The following is a 17,451-nucleotide window of genomic DNA, read 5'->3' on the forward strand; positions in this document are numbered from 1 at the left end:
CGCGTACAGGAAGGGCGTCGCGGGTTAGGTTGGTCGGCAGCCGCAAGGAGCCGACCGAACGGAGCCCGCGATGCCCTTCGCCCGACTGGCCTCAGCAACGACTCCCACCTGCCACCTCGGCCTGGGCCTTGCCGCGATCGGCCGGCCCGGCTACATCAACCTCGGCCGGGAGCAGGACCTCCCGCCCGACCGCAGCGTCGACGCCCTGCGCGAACGCACCCATGAACTGCTCGACGCCGCCTACGCGCAAGGCGTCCGCTACTTCGACGTCGCCCGCTCCTACGGGCGCTCCGAGGAGTTCCTCGCCGGCTGGCTGCACGCACGCCCCGGCATCGACGACGTCGTGGTCGGCAGCAAGTGGGGCTACACCTACACCGCGGCCTGGAGCACCGACGCCGAGCAGCACGAGGTCAAGGACCACGGTCTCGCCACGTTCGAACGGCAGCACGCCGAGACCACGGCCCTGCTCGGCGACCGGCTCGACCTCTACCAGATCCACTCGGTGACCCCGGACAGCCCGGCCCTCACCGACAAGGAACTCCACGCCAAGCTCGCCGAGACAGCCGCGGGAGGCACCACGATCGGCTTCTCCACCAGTGGGCCCGCGCAGGCCGCTGCGATCCGCGCCGCGCTGGAGGTGACGGTCGACGGCGAACCTCTCTTCCGCACGGTGCAGTCCACGTACAACCTGCTGGAGACCTCGGCCGCCCCCGCGCTCGCCGAGGCCCACGACGCCGGGCTCACGGTGATCGTCAAGGAGGGCATGGCCAACGGGCGCCTGGCCGACCCGCACGCGCCGCAGGCGCTGAGGGCCGTGGCGGCGGAGACCTCCCTCGGCAGCGACGCGGTCGCCCTCGCGATGATCCTGCGGCTGCCCTGGGCGGGCGTCGTTCTCTCCGGCGCGGCCACCGTCGGTCAGCTCGCCTCCAACCTGCACGCCGCCGCCGTCGACCTCGGCGAGGAGCAGATCGCGCGGCTCGAAGCCCTCGCCGAGGAGCCGGGCGCGTACTGGGAGCAGCGGGGCCGGCTGCCCTGGCACTGACCAACGCCCGCCGACGGAGATCGTGAGACACACACGCTTCTGATGAGACAAGAATGTCTCACACGGGTTATCGTTGTCTCATGGCCGTCGATCGCGATCACGTGCTGCGCACCGCGGCAGCCCTGCTCACCCGGAAATCCACCGCCACCATGGACGAGGTCGCCAGGGCGGCCGGGATCAGCCGGGCCACTCTGCACCGCCACTTCGCCGGGCGCGACGCCCTCGTACGGGCGCTCGAGGCGCTCGGCATCGAGGAGTGCGAGTCGGCGCTGGACGCCGCCCGGCTGGACGAAGGCACGGCCCAGGAGGCCCTGCGCCGCTTCGTGTCGGAGATCGAGCCGGCCGCGGGCCTGCTCGCCTTCCTCTACACCGAGAACCAGCTCTTCGAGGGCGAGGAGCAGAACGAGGGCTGGGCCCGGCTCGACGCCCGGATCGCGGCGCTGTTCCGACGCGGCCAGGCGAGCGGCGAGTTCCGTATCGACCTCACCCCGGCATGGCTCACCGAGGCCCTGTACGGCCTGATGGCCTCGGGCGCCTGGGCCGTGGCCGAGGGGCGTCTGGCCCGCAAGGACTTCACCTACATGATCGTCGAGCTGGTGCTCGGCGGCGCACTCCGGAGAGAGGGACCATGACCAGCACCCTGCAGCCGGCCGCCGCGCCGCGGGCGAAGAGGCGTCCGGGCCGGTGGCTCGCGCTCTGCGTCCTCGTGCTCGCCGTGCTGCTCGTGGCCGTGGACGCGACCGTCCTCGGCCTCGCGACCCCCTATCTCAGCGAGGACCTGGAGCCCTCGGGCACGCAGCTCCTCTGGATCGGCGACGTCTACTCCTTCGTCATCGCCGGGCTGCTGGTGTCCATGGGAAGTCTCGGCGACCGCATCGGCCGCAAGCGGATCCTGCTGGTTGGGGCCACGGCCTTCGGACTGATATCCGTCCTCAACGCCTATGCGTCGACGCCGGAGATGATGATCCTGGCGCGGGCGCTGCTCGGTGTCACGGGCGCGACCCTGATGCCGGCCACCCTCGCCCTGATCCGCAATCTCTTCCACGACCCGCGCGAGCGCAGCGTCGCCGTCGGCATCTGGGGCGCGGCCGCCTCGGCCGGCACGGCGGTCGGCCCGATCACCGGCGGTTTCCTCCTTGAGCACTTCTGGTGGGGCTCGGTCTTCCTCATCAATGTGCCCGTCATGGTGGTCCTGGTCCTCGTCGGCATCAGGACGCTGCCGGAGTCGCGGAACCCCGACCCCGGCCCCTGGGACCTGAACAGTGTCGTGCTGTCGCTCGTCGGCATGGTGGGCATCGTGTACGCGGTCAAGGAAGCGGCCGCGCACGGCTTCGCCTGGCCCGCCCTGGCCACCGGTGTCCTGGGCATCGCCGCGCTGTACGGATTCGTGCGCCGCCAGCTCAGTCTTCCGGTACCGCTGCTGGACATGCGGCTGTTCCGCAGCCGCGGCTTCAGCGGTGCCGTCCTCGCCGACCTGCTGACGGTCCTCGGCATGTCCGGGCTGGTCTTCTTCCTCTCGCAGTTCCTGCAACTGGTGCAGGGCAGGCGGCCGTTCGAGGCGGGCCTCGCCGAGCTGCCGGCCGCCGTCGGCGCGGTCGCGGCGGGGCTGGCCGCGGGCGCCGCGGCCCGTCGCTTCTCGGTGCGGGCCGTGGTCTCGGCCGGGCTCGCCACGGTGGGCCTGGCGCTCGCCGCCCTCACCGTGGTCGACCGGACCACGGGCTACCCGCTCATCGGGGCCGCACTGCTGGTCGTGGGCGTGGGCGCCGGCCTGTCGTTCACGGTGACCGCGGACGTCATCCTCTCCAGCGTCCCCAAGGACCAGGCGGGCGCGGCCTCCGCGGTCTCGGAGACGGCGTACGAACTCGGCGCGGCTCTCGGCATCGCACTGCTCGGCTCCATCGTGACCGGCGTCTACCGCGGCTTCACCGGCCCGGCGGGCACCCCGGCCGCGGCACACGAGTCACTGGGCGGCGCGGTCGAGGCGGCGTCGGCCATGCCGCCCGAGCCGGGCCGCGCGCTGCTGTCGTCGGCGCGGGAGGCGTTCGTGGACGGCCTGACGCTGGCGACGGGCGTCGGTGCGGCGGTGCTGCTGGCCACGGCGGTGGCGGCGTGGTTCCTGCTGCGGGGCCAGCGGCTCGGGGACTCCTAGTCCCGTCCCCGGGCGGGCGGAGGGTCCGCGCCCACGACGGGCGCGGAAACCGCGCGAACCCTCACGACGCACCCGCGCCCGCCCAGCGGGACGCCGCCGACGGCACGGATGAGCCCTCGGCCTCCGCTACGCCGCTTCCTTCGCCTTCGTGGCGTACATGTCCACGTACTCCTGCCCCGACAGTCGCATGACCTCCGTCATCACGGAGTCGGTCACGGCCCGCAGCACATACCGGTCCCGGTCCATCCCCTCGTACCGCGAGAACTCCATCGGCTCGCCGAAGCGGACCGTGACCTTGCTCGGCCGGGGCAGGCCGGCGCCGCCGGGCTGGATCTTGTCGGTGCCGATCATCGCGAAGGGGACGACGGGCGCCCCGGTCATCAGCGTCAGCCGCGCGATACCGGTGCGCCCCCGGTACAGGCGGCCGTCGGGAGACCGCGTGCCCTCCGGGTAGATGCCGAAGAGCTTGCCCTCCTCGAGGATCCGGCGCCCGGTCATCAGCGCCGCGACACCGCCCTTGCCGCCGTCGCGGTCGACCGGGATCATGCCGACGCCGGTGAAGAACCAGGCCATCAGCCGGCCCTTGAGGCCCTTGCCGGTGACGTACTCGTCCTTGCCGATGAAGAAGACCTGACGGTCGCAGACCAGGGGCAGGATCATCGAGTCGATGAACGTCAGGTGGTTGCCGGCCAGGATGACGGGGCCGTCGCCCGGGATGCGCTCCGCGCCCTCCACCTGTGGGCGGAACATCAGGCGCATGATCGGTCCGAGCACTGCCTTGATGAGCGCGAAGCGGGACAACGTACCCTCCGGTGCCAAGGGATGCGGTATGAGTCTGTGCAGGTGAGGACGATACTCGCGACAACCGCCGTGTCGCACATCGGGTCACACTGCGAAATCGCGTCGTTGACGAGTGTTTACCTGCGACGACGCCTTGTCGCACGTTCGTCATCCGCCGGACGGGTGTGACGGACATCGCGCCGGAGGGTGACGGTCCGTCACTACGAGTGCCCCGTAAGCCCTCCGTCATGCATCCGGCAGGACGGCGCACGTCCGCCACGCGTTCCCGCGCGCGTCTCCCGGCCGTCATCGGTACAGACCTACGATCGACCCGCTTCGACAGATGTCACGGGAGGGCACTCATGGCGACCCAGGAGTCGTACGAGCAGGGGCGAGGAACGGGACGACGGGCGCTGCTCGGGGCCGCGGTCCTCGGCGCGAGCGGAGCGGTCCTCGGACTGCCCGGTGCCGCGACGGCGGACGCGCGGCCCAGCGCCGGGCTGAAGAGCCTGCCCGTGCCCGCGATCATCGGGCACCGCGGGGCGAGCGGCTATCGGCCGGAACACACCTTCGGCTCCTATCAGCTGGCCCTCGACCTCGGTGCCGACATCGTCGAGGCCGGCGACCTGGTGCCCACCAAGGACGGTCACCTCGTGTGCCGGCACGAGCCGGAGATCGGCGGGACCACCGACGTCGCGGACCACCCCGAGTTCGCGGGCCGCAAGACCACCAAGGTCCTGGACGGCGTCCCCACCACCGGCTGGTTCACCGAGGACTTCACGCTCGCCGAGCTGAAGACCCTGCGCGCGATCGAGCGGATCCCGGCCAACCGCCCGCACAACACCCTCTACAACGGCCACTGGGAGATCCCCACTTTCGAAGAGGTCCTGAAGTGGCAGGACGAGCAGACCCGTAAGCGCGGCAAGCAGGTCTGGATCTACCCCGAGACCAAGCACCCCACCTACTTCCGCAAGCTCGGCCTGGGCCTGGAGGAGCGGGTCGCCAAGCTGCTGCGCAAGTACGGCAAGGACAAGCGGAACTCGCCGGTCATCCTGCAGTCCTTCGAGCCCGGCAGCATCGAGCGGCTGAACAAGCTGGTCGACAACCCGCTCGTCGTCCTGCTCTCCACCGCCGACAGCCGCCCCTGGGACTTCGTGGACGCGGGCGACCCGCGCACCGTCGCCGACCTGATCACGCCGCGGGGCCTGCGGGAGATCGCCGGCTACGCGCAGGGCATCGGTCCCACCCTGGACCTGATCATCCCCAAGGACGCGAACGGCCGCCTCACCAAGCCGACCACGCTCGTCGCCGACGCGCACAAGGTGGGCCTGATCCTGCACCCGTACACGATGCGCAACGAGAACCCGTTCCTGCCCGCGGAATTCCGCAAGGGCACGGACGTGGACGGCTACGGCGACGCCTTCGGTGCCTTCAAGACGTACTTCGCCACCGGCATCGACGGTGTCTTCACCGACAACGCCGACACCGGACTGCTCGCCCGCGCGGACTTCCTCCGCGGCTGAACAGCGGGCCCGCGTCAACGCAGCGGACTCTCGCCCTGGTTGGGGTGACTTACGGCCGCCCCGGCAACCTCTTGCCGGGGCGGCCGCGTCACGCCGGACGTGACCCACGAGATGCTCACGGCCCTGCGTCCCCTGCTCGCCGCCGAGGCGTCGGCGGAGGCGTACACATTCGGGATGGAGCCGGGCGACCTGGAACAGGCGGTCTGGCTACGGCTCCTGGAACGGCTCGCGGTGGACCGGCCGCCGGTCGACGCCCCGGGATGGCTGCGCCGGGCCGTGCGCTCCGAGGCGCGCCGCGGCCGCCGCACCGCTCGTCTCGAACTGTCCCACCGCACCGAGCCCGCGGACGAACTGTGTCCCGGCCCAGAGCAGCAGGCGCTCATCGCGGCCCGCCGCCGGGACCTGTACGCGGCTGTGCGCCGGTTGCCCGGGCGTTGCCCCCGTCTCGTGGCCGCGCTGCTCTCCCCGCGGGATCTGACCTACCGGGAAATCGCGGGGGAGTTGGGTATCTCACAGGGCAGTCTCGGACCGGAACGCTCTAAATGTCTGGGATGTCTACGTCGATTGATGACGGTGGAGGTTGCGGCTCACGAAGTGCGGGGATAGGAGTGTGGAACAACAGGCGATCAGGTGAGCGGGAGGAGTGCGCACATGGGCATGAGCGTGACCATCTCGGTGGCGACCGAGCAGGATGCCGAGCAGATCTTCAGGCTGCAGTACCTGTGCTTCCAGAGCGAGGCCGCGCTGTACGGCAACTACCGCATCGACCCGCTCGTCCAGAGCCTCGAATCGGTCCGCGAGGAGGTCACCTCCGACTGCGTCTTCGTGGCGCGGCTGGGCGAGGAGGTCATCGGCTCGGTGCGCGGCAGCGTGACCGAGGACGGCGCGGCGTCCATCGGCAAGCTCTGTGTGCACCCGCGGCTCCAGGGTCACGGCATCGGCGCCCGGCTGCTGCGTGCCGCGGAGGCCGCGCTGGTCGAGGAGCGCGGCGCGAAGAAGCTCCGCCTCAGTGCCGGCCACCGCAGCGAGGGCAATCTGCGCCTGTACCGCCGGGTCGGCTACGAGACGGTCGGCACGTCGCAGGGCGCCGACGGCGTACCGATGATCATCCTGGAGAAGCAGGTACCGGCGGGTTCCTACGCGACGACGGCCTGAGGGAACGCGCCCCGCAAGGGGCGCGCCCCGATCGCCTCAGACGCCCTCTTGCCGCGCCTGCGCCTTGCGCAGCCAGTACATGGCGGACAACGGCAACAGCACCGGAATGAAGATGTACCCCATGCCGTAGTCCGACCACACGGTCGCGTCCGGAAACGCCGACGGCTCCACCAGCGTCCACGTGCCCACGATCAGAACTCCCGCCAACTCGGCCGCGCAGCACACCAGTGCCGCCCGCCGGGCCGTCTCGCCGCCGCGGACCAGGGAGTACGTGATGAAGCCGTAGACGAGGCCGGCGACCGCGGACAGGGAGTACGCCAGCGGAGCCTTGTCGAACTCGGTCGAGATCTGCACCACCGAACGCGACACCGCGCCGACCACCATCACGCCGTACAGCCAGACGAGCAGCATGCCCGGCCCGCTGATCAGCCGCGTCCTCACCGGCTTGTCCTGTGTGGCCGTCATCTCACCCTCCCCAGATGTCATAGAGCCGCACCTCCAGCACGGCGAGGACCACACCGCCGGCCGCGACCGTCACCGAGCCCCAGCGCGTGCGCTCGGCCAGCGACATGAACCCCACCGCCGGGATGCATGCGAAGGCGCCGATCAGATACGCCACGAAGATCGTCGTGCCCTGCTCCGCCTTCTCGCCGCGCGCCAGCTGGACGATGCCGACGACCAGCTGGACCAGGACCAGCAACGTCAGCACGGCCATGCCGATGAAGTGCCAGTCCTTGGTGGGCTGATCTCGGTGAGCCGCCCAGCCGCACCAGGCGGCGAGCAGCAACGCGGCGACACCGGTCACCAGTGTCAGGGCATCAAGCATGCCGTGACCCTATTACGGGCCAAAAGGCCCGATGCGCTCGACCCCGGGCCGACTCCGTAGGGTCGGGGACATGAAGATCCATGCTGACGCGCTGCTGTTCGACAACGATGGGACGCTCGTCTCATCCCTCGAGTCGGTCAGGCGGTGCTGGACGCGGTGGGCGCACGAGTACGGGGTCACCGCCGAGCAGTTCGGGCGCATCCAGCTGCACGGCCGTACCGCCGTGGACATAGCGGCCGACCTGCTGCCCGCCGACGTCGTCCCGGAGGCCGTCGCGCGTATCGAGCGACTGGAGGTCGAGGACGTGTCGAACGGAGGTGTCCGTCTGCTGCTGGGCACCCGGGAGTTCCTGGACTCGCTGCCTGCCGACCGCTGGGCCGTCGTCACCTCCGCGACGCGCCGCCTTGCCGAAGCCCGTCTCGAGGCCGTCGGCATCCGGCCCAAGACCCTCGTCGCCGCGGAGGACGTCACGCGCGGCAAGCCCGATCCCGAGCCCTACCTCCTCGCCGCCCGTGCGCTGGGTGTCGAGCCGTCCCGCTGCGTCGTCTTCGAGGACGCCCCCGCGGGCCTGGCGGCCGGACGCGCCGCCGGTATGACCACCGTGGCCTTGGCCACAACACACGGCGCCCATGAACTGGACGCCGACCTGGTGGTGAAGGACCTCTCGGCCTTGTCCGCCTTGGTCGAGGGCGGTTCCGTGGAGGTCCGCACCCGCGGCTGAAGTGTCCACGGCTGTCCGCCATGCGGACAGCCGTGGCCAGGGTGCGGTTGTGCGTCTGCTTTACTTGGCCCATGACCACGACGAGCGACCGCACCTTTGCGACCGAGGCGACCATGACGCCCGGTGCTCGTTGTATGTGTCGAATGTGCGCCTGCTAGAGGGCCCCCGCACCGCCCAGAGCCTCGCGCCCCGAAGCGAGACCGCCGTGGCATGTCCGTACGCCTTCTTCGTACGTGACTGAGCCTCAGTGCGCACACGTTCTCCCCGGTTCGATCGCCGACGCGAGAACCGTGCCGCGTTCCCACGCATGCACCCGTGCCCGGCGCACATCCACGCCTGCACTCGACAGTGACGGAAACCCAGTGATCACCACATCGGGCCTTACCAAGACCTACCGGGCCGGCCGCTCGCGCGACCGCGAGGTGACCGCCCTCGACGGGGTCGACCTGCATGTACGCGAGGGCGAGGTGTTCGGCGTCATCGGCCAGTCCGGCGCCGGCAAGTCCACGCTCATCCGCTGCGTCAACCTCCTGGAGCGCCCCACCTCCGGCACGGTCACCGTGGCCGGCCAGGACCTCACCGCGCTCGCCCGCCGCGGACCGCGCGCCGGCAAGGAGCTCCGGCAGGCGCGCAGCCGTATCGGCATGGTCTTCCAGCACTTCAATCTGCTGTCCTCCCGCACCGTGCAGGACAATGTCGAGTTGCCCCTCGAAATCCTCGGCCGGTCTGGGAAGGAACGTTCCCGCAAGGCCCTGGAACTGCTCGATCTGGTAGGCCTGGCAGACAAGGCCAAGGCCTATCCGGCCCAGCTCTCCGGCGGTCAGAAGCAGCGCGTCGGCATCGCCCGCGCCCTCGCGGGCGACCCCAAGGTGCTCCTCTCCGACGAGGCGACGAGCGCGCTCGACCCGGAGACCACGCGCTCCATCCTCCAGCTGCTGCGCGACCTCAACCGCCGGCTGGGCCTGACGGTCCTGCTCATCACCCATGAAATGGACGTCGTGAAGACCATCTGCGACTCGGCCGCCCTCATGGAGAAGGGCCGCATCGTCGAGTCCGGCACGGTCAGCGAGCTGCTCGCCACCCCCGGCTCCGAACTGGCCGCCGCGCTCTTCCCGGTCAGCGGCGACGCGTCCGGCGACGACCGCACCGTCGTCGACGTCACCTTCCACGGCGACGCCGCCACACAGCCCGTCGTCTCGCAGCTCGCGCGCACGTACAACATCGACATCTCGATCCTCGGCGCCGCGATGGACACCGTGGGCGGCAGGCAGGTCGGCCGGATGCGCATCGAACTGCCCGGCGCCTACGAGGAGAACGTCGTGCCGATCGGCTTCCTGCGCGAGCAGGGGCTGCAGATCGACGTGCTGGGCCAGGAGCCCGTGCTGGTGAAGGACGGTGCACAGTGACCTGGTCCGAGATGCAGCCGCTGCTGTCCCAGGCGTGTTGGGACACCCTCTACATGGTCGGCTGGTCCACCCTGATCGCGGTCGCCGGCGGTCTGCCGCTCGGCATCCTGCTCGTACTGACCGACCGCGGCGGGCTTCTTCAGAACGTCCTCGCCAACAAGGTCATCGGACAGGTCGTGAACGTCGCCCGCTCGATGCCGTTCATCATCCTGATGGTCGCGCTGATGAGCTTCACGCGCACGATCACGGGAACGACGATCGGCCGTGAGGCCGCCATCGTGCCGCTCGCCATCGGCGCGATCCCCTTCTTCGCGCGCCTGGTCGAGACGGCTGTCCGCGAAGTGGACGGCGGACTGGTGGAAGCCGTGCAGGCGATGGGCGGCAACACCTGGACCGTGGTGCGCAAGGTCCTCGTCCCTGAGGCCCTGCCCTCGCTGATCTCCTCCGCCACCACCACGGTCGTCGCCCTCATCGGCTACTCGGCGATGGCGGGCACGGTCGGAGCCGGCGGCCTGGGCGACATCGCCATCCGCTACGGCTACCAGCGCTTCGAGACCCAGATGATGTGGATCACCGTGGCGATCCTCGCCGTCGTCATCTCGCTGATCCAGTTCGCCGGCGACTACGCGGCCCGCGCCCTGCACCGCCGCGGCGGTGGCTCGTCGGCCGCGCCCCGGCTGAGGCTGCTCAAGGACGAGGCGCCCGCCGCACCGGCGGCCACCGCCACGGCCGATGCGAGCAAGGCCGCCTGAATCCTTCGCCCCGATCTCCCCGTTCCCACCCGCGACGGGGTCGCACCACCCATCAGGAAAGGCACTTTTCGTGCGTAACACTGCCGAGATCACCGCCGCCGTCCTCGCCGCCGGAGCCCTCACCGTGGGGCTTACCGCCTGCGGCTCCGGCAAGAGCTCCTCCGCCTCCGCCGACTTCAGCGGCCCGCTGGTCGTCGCCGCGAGCCCCGCCCCGCACGCCGAGATCCTCGACTTCGTCAAGCAGAACCTGGCGAAGAAGGCGGGCCTCGACCTGGAGGTGAAGGAGTTCACCGACTACGTCACGCCGAACACGGCGACGGAGGACGGGTCGGTCGGTGCCAACTACTTCCAGAACCAGCCGTACCTCGACGACTTCAACAAGAAGAACGGCACCCACATCGTGCCCGTCGTCACGGTGCACCTGGAGCCGCTCGGTCTCTACTCCCACAAGGTCAAGAGCGCCGACGCCCTGAAGAGCGGTGCGACCGTCGCCATCCCCAACGACACGGTGAACGAGGCGCGGGCCCTCAAGCTGCTCGCCACCAACGGACTCATCGAGCTCAAGAGCGGCGTGGGCACCGAGGCGACCCCGCAGGACATCACCAAGAATCCGAAGAACCTGAAGTTCAAGGAGCTGGAGGCCGCCCAGACCCCGCGCTCCCTGGACGACGTGGACGCCGCGGTGATCAACGGCAACTACGCCCTCTCCTCGGGCCTCAAGCCCGCCAAGGACGCCCTGGTCCTGGAGTCCGCCAAGAACAACCCGTACGGCAACTTCCTCGCGGTCAAGAAGGGCAACGAGAAGGACCCGCGCGTGAAGAAGCTGGCCGCGCTCCTCACCTCTCCCGAGGTGAAGAAGTTCATCGAGGACAAGTACGCCGGCTCCGTCCTCCCGTCCTTCTGAACACCCCCGGCCCACCGCTGACGACGCGTATACCGCGTATCGCCACGCACGGGGTCCGCTCCCTCATGAGGGAGCGGACCCCGTGGTGCGGTCCGGTGCTTTCATGCTGCATGCTGGGCAGTTCAGCAGGCCCTGAAGGTCTTCCGAAGGATACGGAGCGGCGCATGACTGGCACCTTCCCCAACGTCTCCATCAGCACGGAGCGGTTGGTACTGCGCCCTCTCGAGGAGCCGGACATCGATGCCTTCGCCGAGATGATGAACGACGAGCTCGTCACCGCCTGGACCTCCGTGCCGCAGCCCTACACCGAGGCCCATGCCCGCACCTGGATCACCGAACTCGCGCCGGCGGAGCGTGCCGAGGGCCGCGGCATCGTCTTCGCGGTCACCGAGTTCCTCACCCAGCGCCTGGTCGGCACGCTCCACCTGCGGAACACCGACTGGCGCGTGCGTTCGGCCGAGATCGCCTACGTCATCGCCCCCTGGGCGCGCGGAGAGGGGTACGCCTCCGAGGCGGCCTTCGCCACCGCGCAGTGGCTCTTCCGCGATCAGCGGTTCGAGCGCCTGGAGCTGCGCACCGCCGCCGACAACACCGCCTCCCAGCAGGTCGCCCAGAAGATCGGCTGCATCAGTGAGGGCGTCCTTCGCGGGGCCTGGATAGCGCGTACCAGGGGCGATGACGGCGCGTGGACCGACGTCCGCACCGACCTCATCATCTGGAGCCTGCTGCCCGAGGACCTCGACGGGGTAAGTGAGGAGCTGGCCGACACCGGTGGTTTCACGTCGTTCTCGAACTGGAACTGACACCGGGGGACCGCTCCCACCGGCCGGGCCCGGGGCGGGGGCTCCGAGCCGCACCGGGTACCCTCACGGTGCCTGCCGTGCGGGCTGCCCTCCTGACGACCTGCGCAAACCCCCTGGAGACTGACGACGATGGCCGACCGGGTCACGGTGATCGGCTGGGACGGCTCGCCGCTGACCGCCGCGGCGCGCTCCGCCCTCGGTGCCGCCACGCTCGTCGCCGGCGCCGCCCACCACCTCGCGCTGCCCGAGGTGCCGGCGACGGCTGAGCGCATCCGCCTCGGCAGCGTCGGCCTCGCCGCCCGCCGTATCGCCGCGCACCGCGGCACCGCCGTCGTGCTCGCCGACGGTGACCCCGGCTTCTTCGGCGTCGTGCGCACACTGCGGGCCCCCGAGTTCGGCCTCGAGGTCGAAGTCGTGCCGGCGGTCTCCTCGGTCGCCGCCGCCTTCGCCCGTGCCGGGATGCCCTGGGACGACGCACAGGTGGTCGTCACACACCGCCGCACCCTGCGACGGGCCGTGAACGTATGCCGTGCCCATACGAAGGTCGCCGTACTCACCTCTCCGGGCGCCGGGCCCGCCGAACTCGGCCTGCTGCTCGACGGGGTCCACCGCACCTTCGTCATCTGCGAGGAACTCGGCACCGAGCGGGAGCAGGTCACGGTCGTCACCTCCGACAAGGCGGCCGACCACACCTGGCGCGATCCCAACGTCGTCATCGTCATCGGCGGACCCGTGACCGCGGCCGACGGCGGCGGCTGGCTCGCCGGACGCGATCCGGGTGCGGGACCGCGCGGCTGGGCGCTGCCCGCCGACGCGTACGGCGGGGGACTCGGCGAAGGCGAAACGGATCTGCTGCGCGCCGCGCAACTCGCCCGCCTCGGGCCGCGGGTGGGTGACCTCGTATGGGACATCGGCAGTGGCAGCGGGGCCTTCGCCGCGGAGGCCGCCCGCTGCGGAGCCGCCGTCATCGCCGTGGACAGCGACCCGGACGCCTGCGGCCGTACGGCTGCCGTCGCCCGCCGCTTCGGGGTCCAGCTCCAGATCGTGCACGGCACCGCCCCGCACATCCTGGAGAACCTGCCCGAACCGGACGTCGTGCGCGTCGGGGGCGGGGGAGCCGCGGTGGTCTCGGCCGTCGCCGACCGCCGCCCGCAGTGCATCGTCGCGCATGCCGCGACCCGCGACGCGGCCGAACTTGTCGGCAGGGACCTCTCGGAGCACGGCTACGACGTCGAATGCGCGCTGCTGCAGTCCGTCGAACTCGACACGCGTGCCTGGACGGAGAAGGAACGGAGTGTCGCGTTCCTGCTCAGTGGGCGACTGCCTGAACGCGCCCCGTGATCCGGTTGTCGTACCGGCGCGGTAGGCTGGCCGACCGTCGCACCGCACTAGGGTGATCCGGCATTCGTCAGCCAATGTCCGGAAACCGTGCCCCTTTTGAGGCAAGTGTGGTACGGCAGAACCGGAGGGCGCGCAACGTGGCGCAGTCCACAGCGGGTCGTCGCGGATCAACCTGCCGTGACGGCGGGACGACCGCGACAATGCCGTTCAAGGGCTTTGTCGTCATTGTTGCCGGGTCGTTCGTGCCGCTGGGCACGCACGCTCGTTCTTCACTGCGGGCGGTCGGCGCGACGTTCCGGGCGAGCTGGCCGTGGAAGCACTAAACCGATGGGCGAGGGGTACGCATGACCGACACCGGCCAGGTCCCGGGCGAGGGGCTGCCGGAGAACGCAGGCATGGTGGAGCAGCCGGGCGTCCTCGCGCCGGGCGCGTACACCTACCTCGACCACTCCGACACCGCCGCCGTGGAAGACGACGACCTGCTCCTGATGCCCGGCCAGCAGGGCGCGTGGGGCAATGAGATGCCGCAGCCCGCCCCGGCCCCGGCGTCGTTCCACCACGAGCCGGGCCCGCACGAGACGTCCGGCCGGGACAGCGGCTCGATCGACGTCGGCGCGGTGCGGATGCCGCCCCCCGCGACGCCGGCCCGCCGCCCGCTGCACCTCGGTCCGCCCACCCCGGACAACTCCTCCAGCCTGGTGCGTTCGCTCGCCGACCGGGGCCCGGCCGCCGCGCCGATGCGCCCCTCCGGGCCGCCGACGACCGGCCCCGAGTACCTCGACGTGCACCAGCTGGGGGAGAACTCCCCGCAGGCGGCGGCGCCGTGGGACGGGTCCGCGCAGACGCAGTTCGTGCCGGCGGCGGGTTCCGGGGCGACGGCCGAAGAAATGGGCGTCCCTGCATCGGCGTCCGAGCCGGTGCCGGCCGCGCCCGAGGCCGCGGTCATGGTCGCGGAGGGGTCCGGTGCGTTCCACGCACAGGCGATCCCGGCTGGTTCGGCGGGATTCCAGGCCCTCGGAGCGCCGTTCGGCCCCGAGCCGTTGTACGGCCCGGCCGCTCCCCACGACCTCGCGGGCACGGCTGCGGCCCAGCAGGCGGCCCCGCACACCCCGAGGGCGGCGCACAACGGACCCACTCCCGAGGGCATGCCGACGGCTGAGGCCGCGCCCGCCCCGGAGGGCCCGCGTTTCCCGCACACCCCGATCGCCGAGCCGGCGGCGTCCGCGGACGCCACGCCCGTTCAGGTCCCCCCGCCGTTCCCGGAAGCCGCGCCGGACGCCGCGTCCTTCGCGCCGGTACCGGACACCGCACATCCGGCGGACGAGACCCCGCACGCCGGACCGGCCGACGCCGCCGGCATCGGCACGCCCTCCCACGGCGCCGGGATTCACGCCTCCGCCCTCGACGACATCGCGCTGTCTCCTCCGCTGGCCGCCGAGCCCGTCGCCGCCGCCTCGGCTCCGGCTGAGGAGGACCCCGCCCAGGCCGTGCCCCTCGTACCGGACCCGCACGCGCCCGAGCTTCGCCCCGCTGCTCCCGTCGGCTCCGTCGAGGACACCACGGCAGAAGCAGAAGGCGCGGAGGCGCACTTCGAGAAGCCCGCGCCGGAACGCACCGCCCGGCGGCGGCGCCTTGCGGTCGCCGAGCCCGAACTGGTCCAGCCGGTGGGTGCCGCCCGGTCCGCGGAGTCCGAGGCGTCCTCGACCCCGCCGCACGGCGTGCAGGCGCACGGCGAACCGCCCGCGTCCGGCGAGCAGTCCGGTGCCCCCGGTGCCGGAGCGGAGTTCTCCGCGGACCACTCGCTCGGCCACTTCGTGCCCGTCGAGGGCACGGTGCCGACCACGCTGTACCTCGCCCCGACCCCGCCCCACGCCCTGCGTGTGCCGCCGCTGCCCGAGCGGGAGCAGCAGACCGGCGAAGAACCCGCCGCGGCGGCCGCCCCGCAGGAGCAGCCGGCCGCCGGGCCGGCGGCGGAGGAACCCGTCGCCACGGTTCCCGCCCCCCGTGAGGGCGAGTCACCCGCCCCGGAGCCGCTCCTCGCGGAGCCGGAGCCCGTAGTCGCACAGCAGGCGGAGGACCTGGACACCAGGGCCGCCGACCAGGAAGAGAGCACGGCCGCAGTGGAAGAGGTACGAGAGTCCACCGGCCCGGCGGCGCCCGGTTACGACGAGGTCGAGCGCGAGGCCGTGCTGCGCGTGATGCGCGAGCGCCGCGACATCCGCAACGGCTTCCGCAGCGACCCGATCCCGCACGACGTGCTGCTGCGTGTCCTGGAGGCAGCCCACACGGCCCCCTCCGTGGGCCACTCCCAGCCGTGGGACTTCGTCGTCATCCGCTCGGCCGAGACCCGCCGCACCATGCACGAACTGGCCCAGCGTCAGCGCGAGGCGTACGCCAAGTCGCTGCCCAAGGGCCGGGCGAAGCAGTTCAAGGAACTGAAGATCGAGGCCATCCTCGACACCCCGGTGAACATCGTCGTCACCGCCGACCCGACCCGCGGCGGCCGCCACACCCTCGGCCGGCACACCCAGCCGCAGATGGCCCCGTACTCCTCCGCGCTCGCGGTGGAGAACCTGTGGCTCGCGGCCCGCGCCGAGGGCCTCGGCGTCGGCTGGGTCAGCTTCTTCGACGAGCGCGAGATGGTCCGAGCCCTCGGTCTGCCCGAGCACCTGGAGGTCGTGGCCTATCTGTGCGTGGGCTACGTCGACGAGTTCCCGGAGGAGCCCGAGCTGATGCAGGCGGGCTGGTCCAAGCGCCGCCCGCTGTCCTGGGTCGTGCACGAGGAGACGTACGGCCGTCGCGCACTGCCCGGCGAGGAGCCGCACGACCTGCTCGCCGAGACCGTGGCGAGCATCCGGCCGCTGGACGCCAAGGCGCTCGGCGAGGCCTGGGAGCGGCAGAAGCGGATGACCAAGCCGGCGGGTGCGCTCGGCATGCTGGAGATCATCTCCGCTCAGCTGTCCGGACTGTCCCGGCAGTGCCCGCCCCCGATCCCGGAACCCGCGGCCGTCGCCATCTTCGCGGGCGACCACGGGGTGCACGCCCAGGGCGTGACCCCCTGGCCCCAGGAGGTGACCGGCCAGATGGTCGCCAACTTCCTCGGCGGCGGAGCGGTCTGCAACGCCTTCGCCAGCCAGGTGGGCGCCGAGGTCTGCGTCATCGACGTGGGTGTGGCCTCCGACCTGCCCGCGACCCCCGGCCTGCTGCCGCGCAAGGTCCGCCCGGGCACGGCCGACATGACGACCGGCCCCGCGCTCACCCGCGAGGAGGTCAAGCAGGCGATCGAGGTCGGTATCGAGACCGCCCGGGACCTGGTCGCGGCCGGCAACAAGGCGCTGCTCACGGGCGAGATGGGCATCGCCAACACGACGGCCTCGGCCGCCCTGATCGCGGTCTACACGGACACCGACCCGTCGGAGGTGACGGGCCGCGGTACGGGCATCAACGACGAGACGCTGGCCCGCAAGACCGAGGTCGTGCGCCGCGCCATCGAACTCCACCAGCCCGACCCGGCCGACCCGATCGGCGTCCTGGCCGCGTTCGGCGGCCTGGAGCACGCTGCGATGGTCGGTCTGCTGCTCGGCGGCGCCTCCCTGCGCACGCCGGTGATCCTGGACGGTGTCAGCGCGGGCGCCGCGGCCCTGGTGGCCCGTGCCATCGCCCCCGAGGCCCTCTCGGCCTGCATCGCCGGCCACCGAAGCGCCGAGCCCGGCCACGTGGCCGCCCTCAACAAGCTGGGACTGCGCCCCCTGGTCGACCTGGACCTGCGCCTCGGCGAGGGTACGGGCGCGCTTCTCGCCCTGCCGCTCGTGCAGAGCGCGGCAAGGGCGATGCACGAGGTGGCGACCTTCGATTCGGCCGGGGTCACCGAGAAGTAGGGCCCGGCGAAGCAGTTGCGGGCTGTGTCCACCCGTTCCGTTCTGGCGGAACGGGTGGACACAGCCCGCGCATGACGCCCGCATCGGACCGCGCCGTCCGGCCCCGCTCGGCTCCACGCTTGCCCGTCGCGCCTAAAATCCCCATGTCAGGGCCGCTCCAACGCCGCAGAG

The 17,451-nt window shown here is 71.4% G+C and carries 16 protein-coding genes; 13 read left to right on the forward strand and 3 right to left on the reverse strand.

The window, feature by feature from the left end; translation table 11 throughout:
* Window positions 1-70: 70 nt before the first annotated feature.
* The 3 genes from ACQEXA_RS43180 (at window position 71) to ACQEXA_RS43190 (ending at window position 3,191) form a co-directional block, all read left to right on the forward strand.
* Window positions 71-1,042 carry an aldo/keto reductase gene (locus ACQEXA_RS43180; protein ID WP_432925751.1) on the forward strand — a complete coding sequence of 324 codons (972 nt, stop codon included), beginning with the start codon at window positions 71-73 and terminating at the stop codon, window positions 1,040-1,042.
* Window positions 1,043-1,122: 80 nt separating this feature from the next.
* The gene (locus ACQEXA_RS43185; RefSeq protein WP_432925749.1) at window positions 1,123-1,674 is read left to right on the forward strand and encodes a TetR/AcrR family transcriptional regulator; all 552 of its coding nucleotides are present in this window, start codon (window positions 1,123-1,125) and stop codon (window positions 1,672-1,674) included.
* Window positions 1,671-3,191 carry an MFS transporter gene (locus ACQEXA_RS43190; protein ID WP_432925747.1) on the forward strand — a complete coding sequence of 507 codons (1,521 nt, stop codon included), beginning with the start codon at window positions 1,671-1,673 and terminating at the stop codon, window positions 3,189-3,191. The genes ACQEXA_RS43185 and ACQEXA_RS43190 overlap by 4 nt, the downstream gene beginning before the upstream one ends.
* Before the next feature lie 126 nt (window positions 3,192-3,317).
* On the opposite strand, the gene ACQEXA_RS43195 is transcribed toward ACQEXA_RS43190, so the two are convergent.
* Window positions 3,318-3,992: a lysophospholipid acyltransferase family protein gene (locus tag ACQEXA_RS43195; RefSeq protein WP_359390244.1), complete on the reverse strand. Its 675-nt coding sequence runs from the start codon at window positions 3,990-3,992 to the stop codon at window positions 3,318-3,320.
* 341 nt (window positions 3,993-4,333) lie between these two features.
* Here ACQEXA_RS43195 and ACQEXA_RS43200 point away from each other — a divergent pair, with 341 nt between their 5' ends.
* From ACQEXA_RS43200 to ACQEXA_RS43210, 3 genes are all read left to right on the forward strand, one after another.
* On the forward strand, window positions 4,334-5,494 hold the full coding sequence (locus ACQEXA_RS43200) for a glycerophosphodiester phosphodiesterase (RefSeq protein WP_432925745.1): 1,161 nt from the start codon (window positions 4,334-4,336) through the stop codon (window positions 5,492-5,494).
* Window positions 5,495-5,593: 99 nt separating this feature from the next.
* Window positions 5,594-6,100 carry an RNA polymerase sigma factor gene (locus ACQEXA_RS43205; RefSeq protein ID WP_432925743.1) on the forward strand — a complete coding sequence of 169 codons (507 nt, stop codon included), beginning with the start codon at window positions 5,594-5,596 and terminating at the stop codon, window positions 6,098-6,100.
* 45 nt (window positions 6,101-6,145) lie between these two features.
* Window positions 6,146-6,649 carry a GNAT family N-acetyltransferase gene (locus ACQEXA_RS43210; protein ID WP_432925741.1) on the forward strand — a complete coding sequence of 168 codons (504 nt, stop codon included), beginning with the start codon at window positions 6,146-6,148 and terminating at the stop codon, window positions 6,647-6,649.
* Between the two features lie 36 nt (window positions 6,650-6,685).
* Here the strand turns inward: ACQEXA_RS43210 and ACQEXA_RS43215 are convergent, their stop codons facing one another.
* A complete protein-coding gene (locus ACQEXA_RS43215; protein ID WP_359389885.1) occupies window positions 6,686-7,114 on the reverse strand; it encodes a hypothetical protein in 429 nt (142 codons plus the stop codon).
* Window position 7,115: 1 nt separating this feature from the next.
* Window positions 7,116-7,475: a hypothetical protein gene (locus ACQEXA_RS43220; RefSeq protein ID WP_360991878.1), complete on the reverse strand. Its 360-nt coding sequence runs from the start codon at window positions 7,473-7,475 to the stop codon at window positions 7,116-7,118.
* A gap of 70 nt (window positions 7,476-7,545) precedes the next feature.
* On the opposite strand from ACQEXA_RS43220, the gene ACQEXA_RS43225 reads away from it, so the two are divergent.
* The 7 genes from ACQEXA_RS43225 to cobT all read left to right on the forward strand — a co-directional run bounded on the left by ACQEXA_RS43225 (window position 7,546) and on the right by cobT (window position 17,280).
* Complete coding sequence (locus tag ACQEXA_RS43225) at window positions 7,546-8,196, forward strand: HAD-IA family hydrolase (protein WP_433132724.1); 651 nt, start codon at window positions 7,546-7,548, stop codon at window positions 8,194-8,196.
* Window positions 8,197-8,558: 362 nt separating this feature from the next.
* Entirely contained in the window at window positions 8,559-9,602 is a 1,044-nt protein-coding gene (locus ACQEXA_RS43230) for a methionine ABC transporter ATP-binding protein (protein WP_360991884.1), read from the forward strand.
* The gene (locus ACQEXA_RS43235) at window positions 9,599-10,354 is read left to right on the forward strand and encodes a methionine ABC transporter permease (RefSeq protein WP_432925737.1); all 756 of its coding nucleotides are present in this window, start codon (window positions 9,599-9,601) and stop codon (window positions 10,352-10,354) included. Before ACQEXA_RS43230 ends, ACQEXA_RS43235 begins: the two co-directional genes overlap by 4 nt.
* A 70-nt stretch (window positions 10,355-10,424) precedes the next feature.
* Window positions 10,425-11,258: a MetQ/NlpA family ABC transporter substrate-binding protein gene (locus tag ACQEXA_RS43240; protein WP_432925735.1), complete on the forward strand. Its 834-nt coding sequence runs from the start codon at window positions 10,425-10,427 to the stop codon at window positions 11,256-11,258.
* 164 nt (window positions 11,259-11,422) lie between these two features.
* Window positions 11,423-12,061 carry a GNAT family N-acetyltransferase gene (locus ACQEXA_RS43245; protein WP_432925733.1) on the forward strand — a complete coding sequence of 213 codons (639 nt, stop codon included), beginning with the start codon at window positions 11,423-11,425 and terminating at the stop codon, window positions 12,059-12,061.
* Window positions 12,062-12,190: 129 nt separating this feature from the next.
* Window positions 12,191-13,402, forward strand: coding sequence for a precorrin-6y C5,15-methyltransferase (decarboxylating) subunit CbiE (cbiE, locus tag ACQEXA_RS43250; protein WP_432925731.1), 1,212 nt, complete (start codon window positions 12,191-12,193; stop codon window positions 13,400-13,402).
* A 344-nt stretch (window positions 13,403-13,746) separates the two neighbouring features.
* The gene (gene cobT, locus ACQEXA_RS43255) at window positions 13,747-17,280 is read left to right on the forward strand and encodes a nicotinate-nucleotide--dimethylbenzimidazole phosphoribosyltransferase (RefSeq protein ID WP_432925729.1); all 3,534 of its coding nucleotides are present in this window, start codon (window positions 13,747-13,749) and stop codon (window positions 17,278-17,280) included.
* The last annotated feature ends 171 nt before the right edge of the window (window positions 17,281-17,451 follow it).

Origin of the sequence: Streptomyces sp. CA-106110 (assembly GCF_050936285.1) — a bacterium.
In the GTDB taxonomy this organism is placed as follows: Bacteria; Actinomycetota; Actinomycetes; order Streptomycetales; family Streptomycetaceae; genus Streptomyces.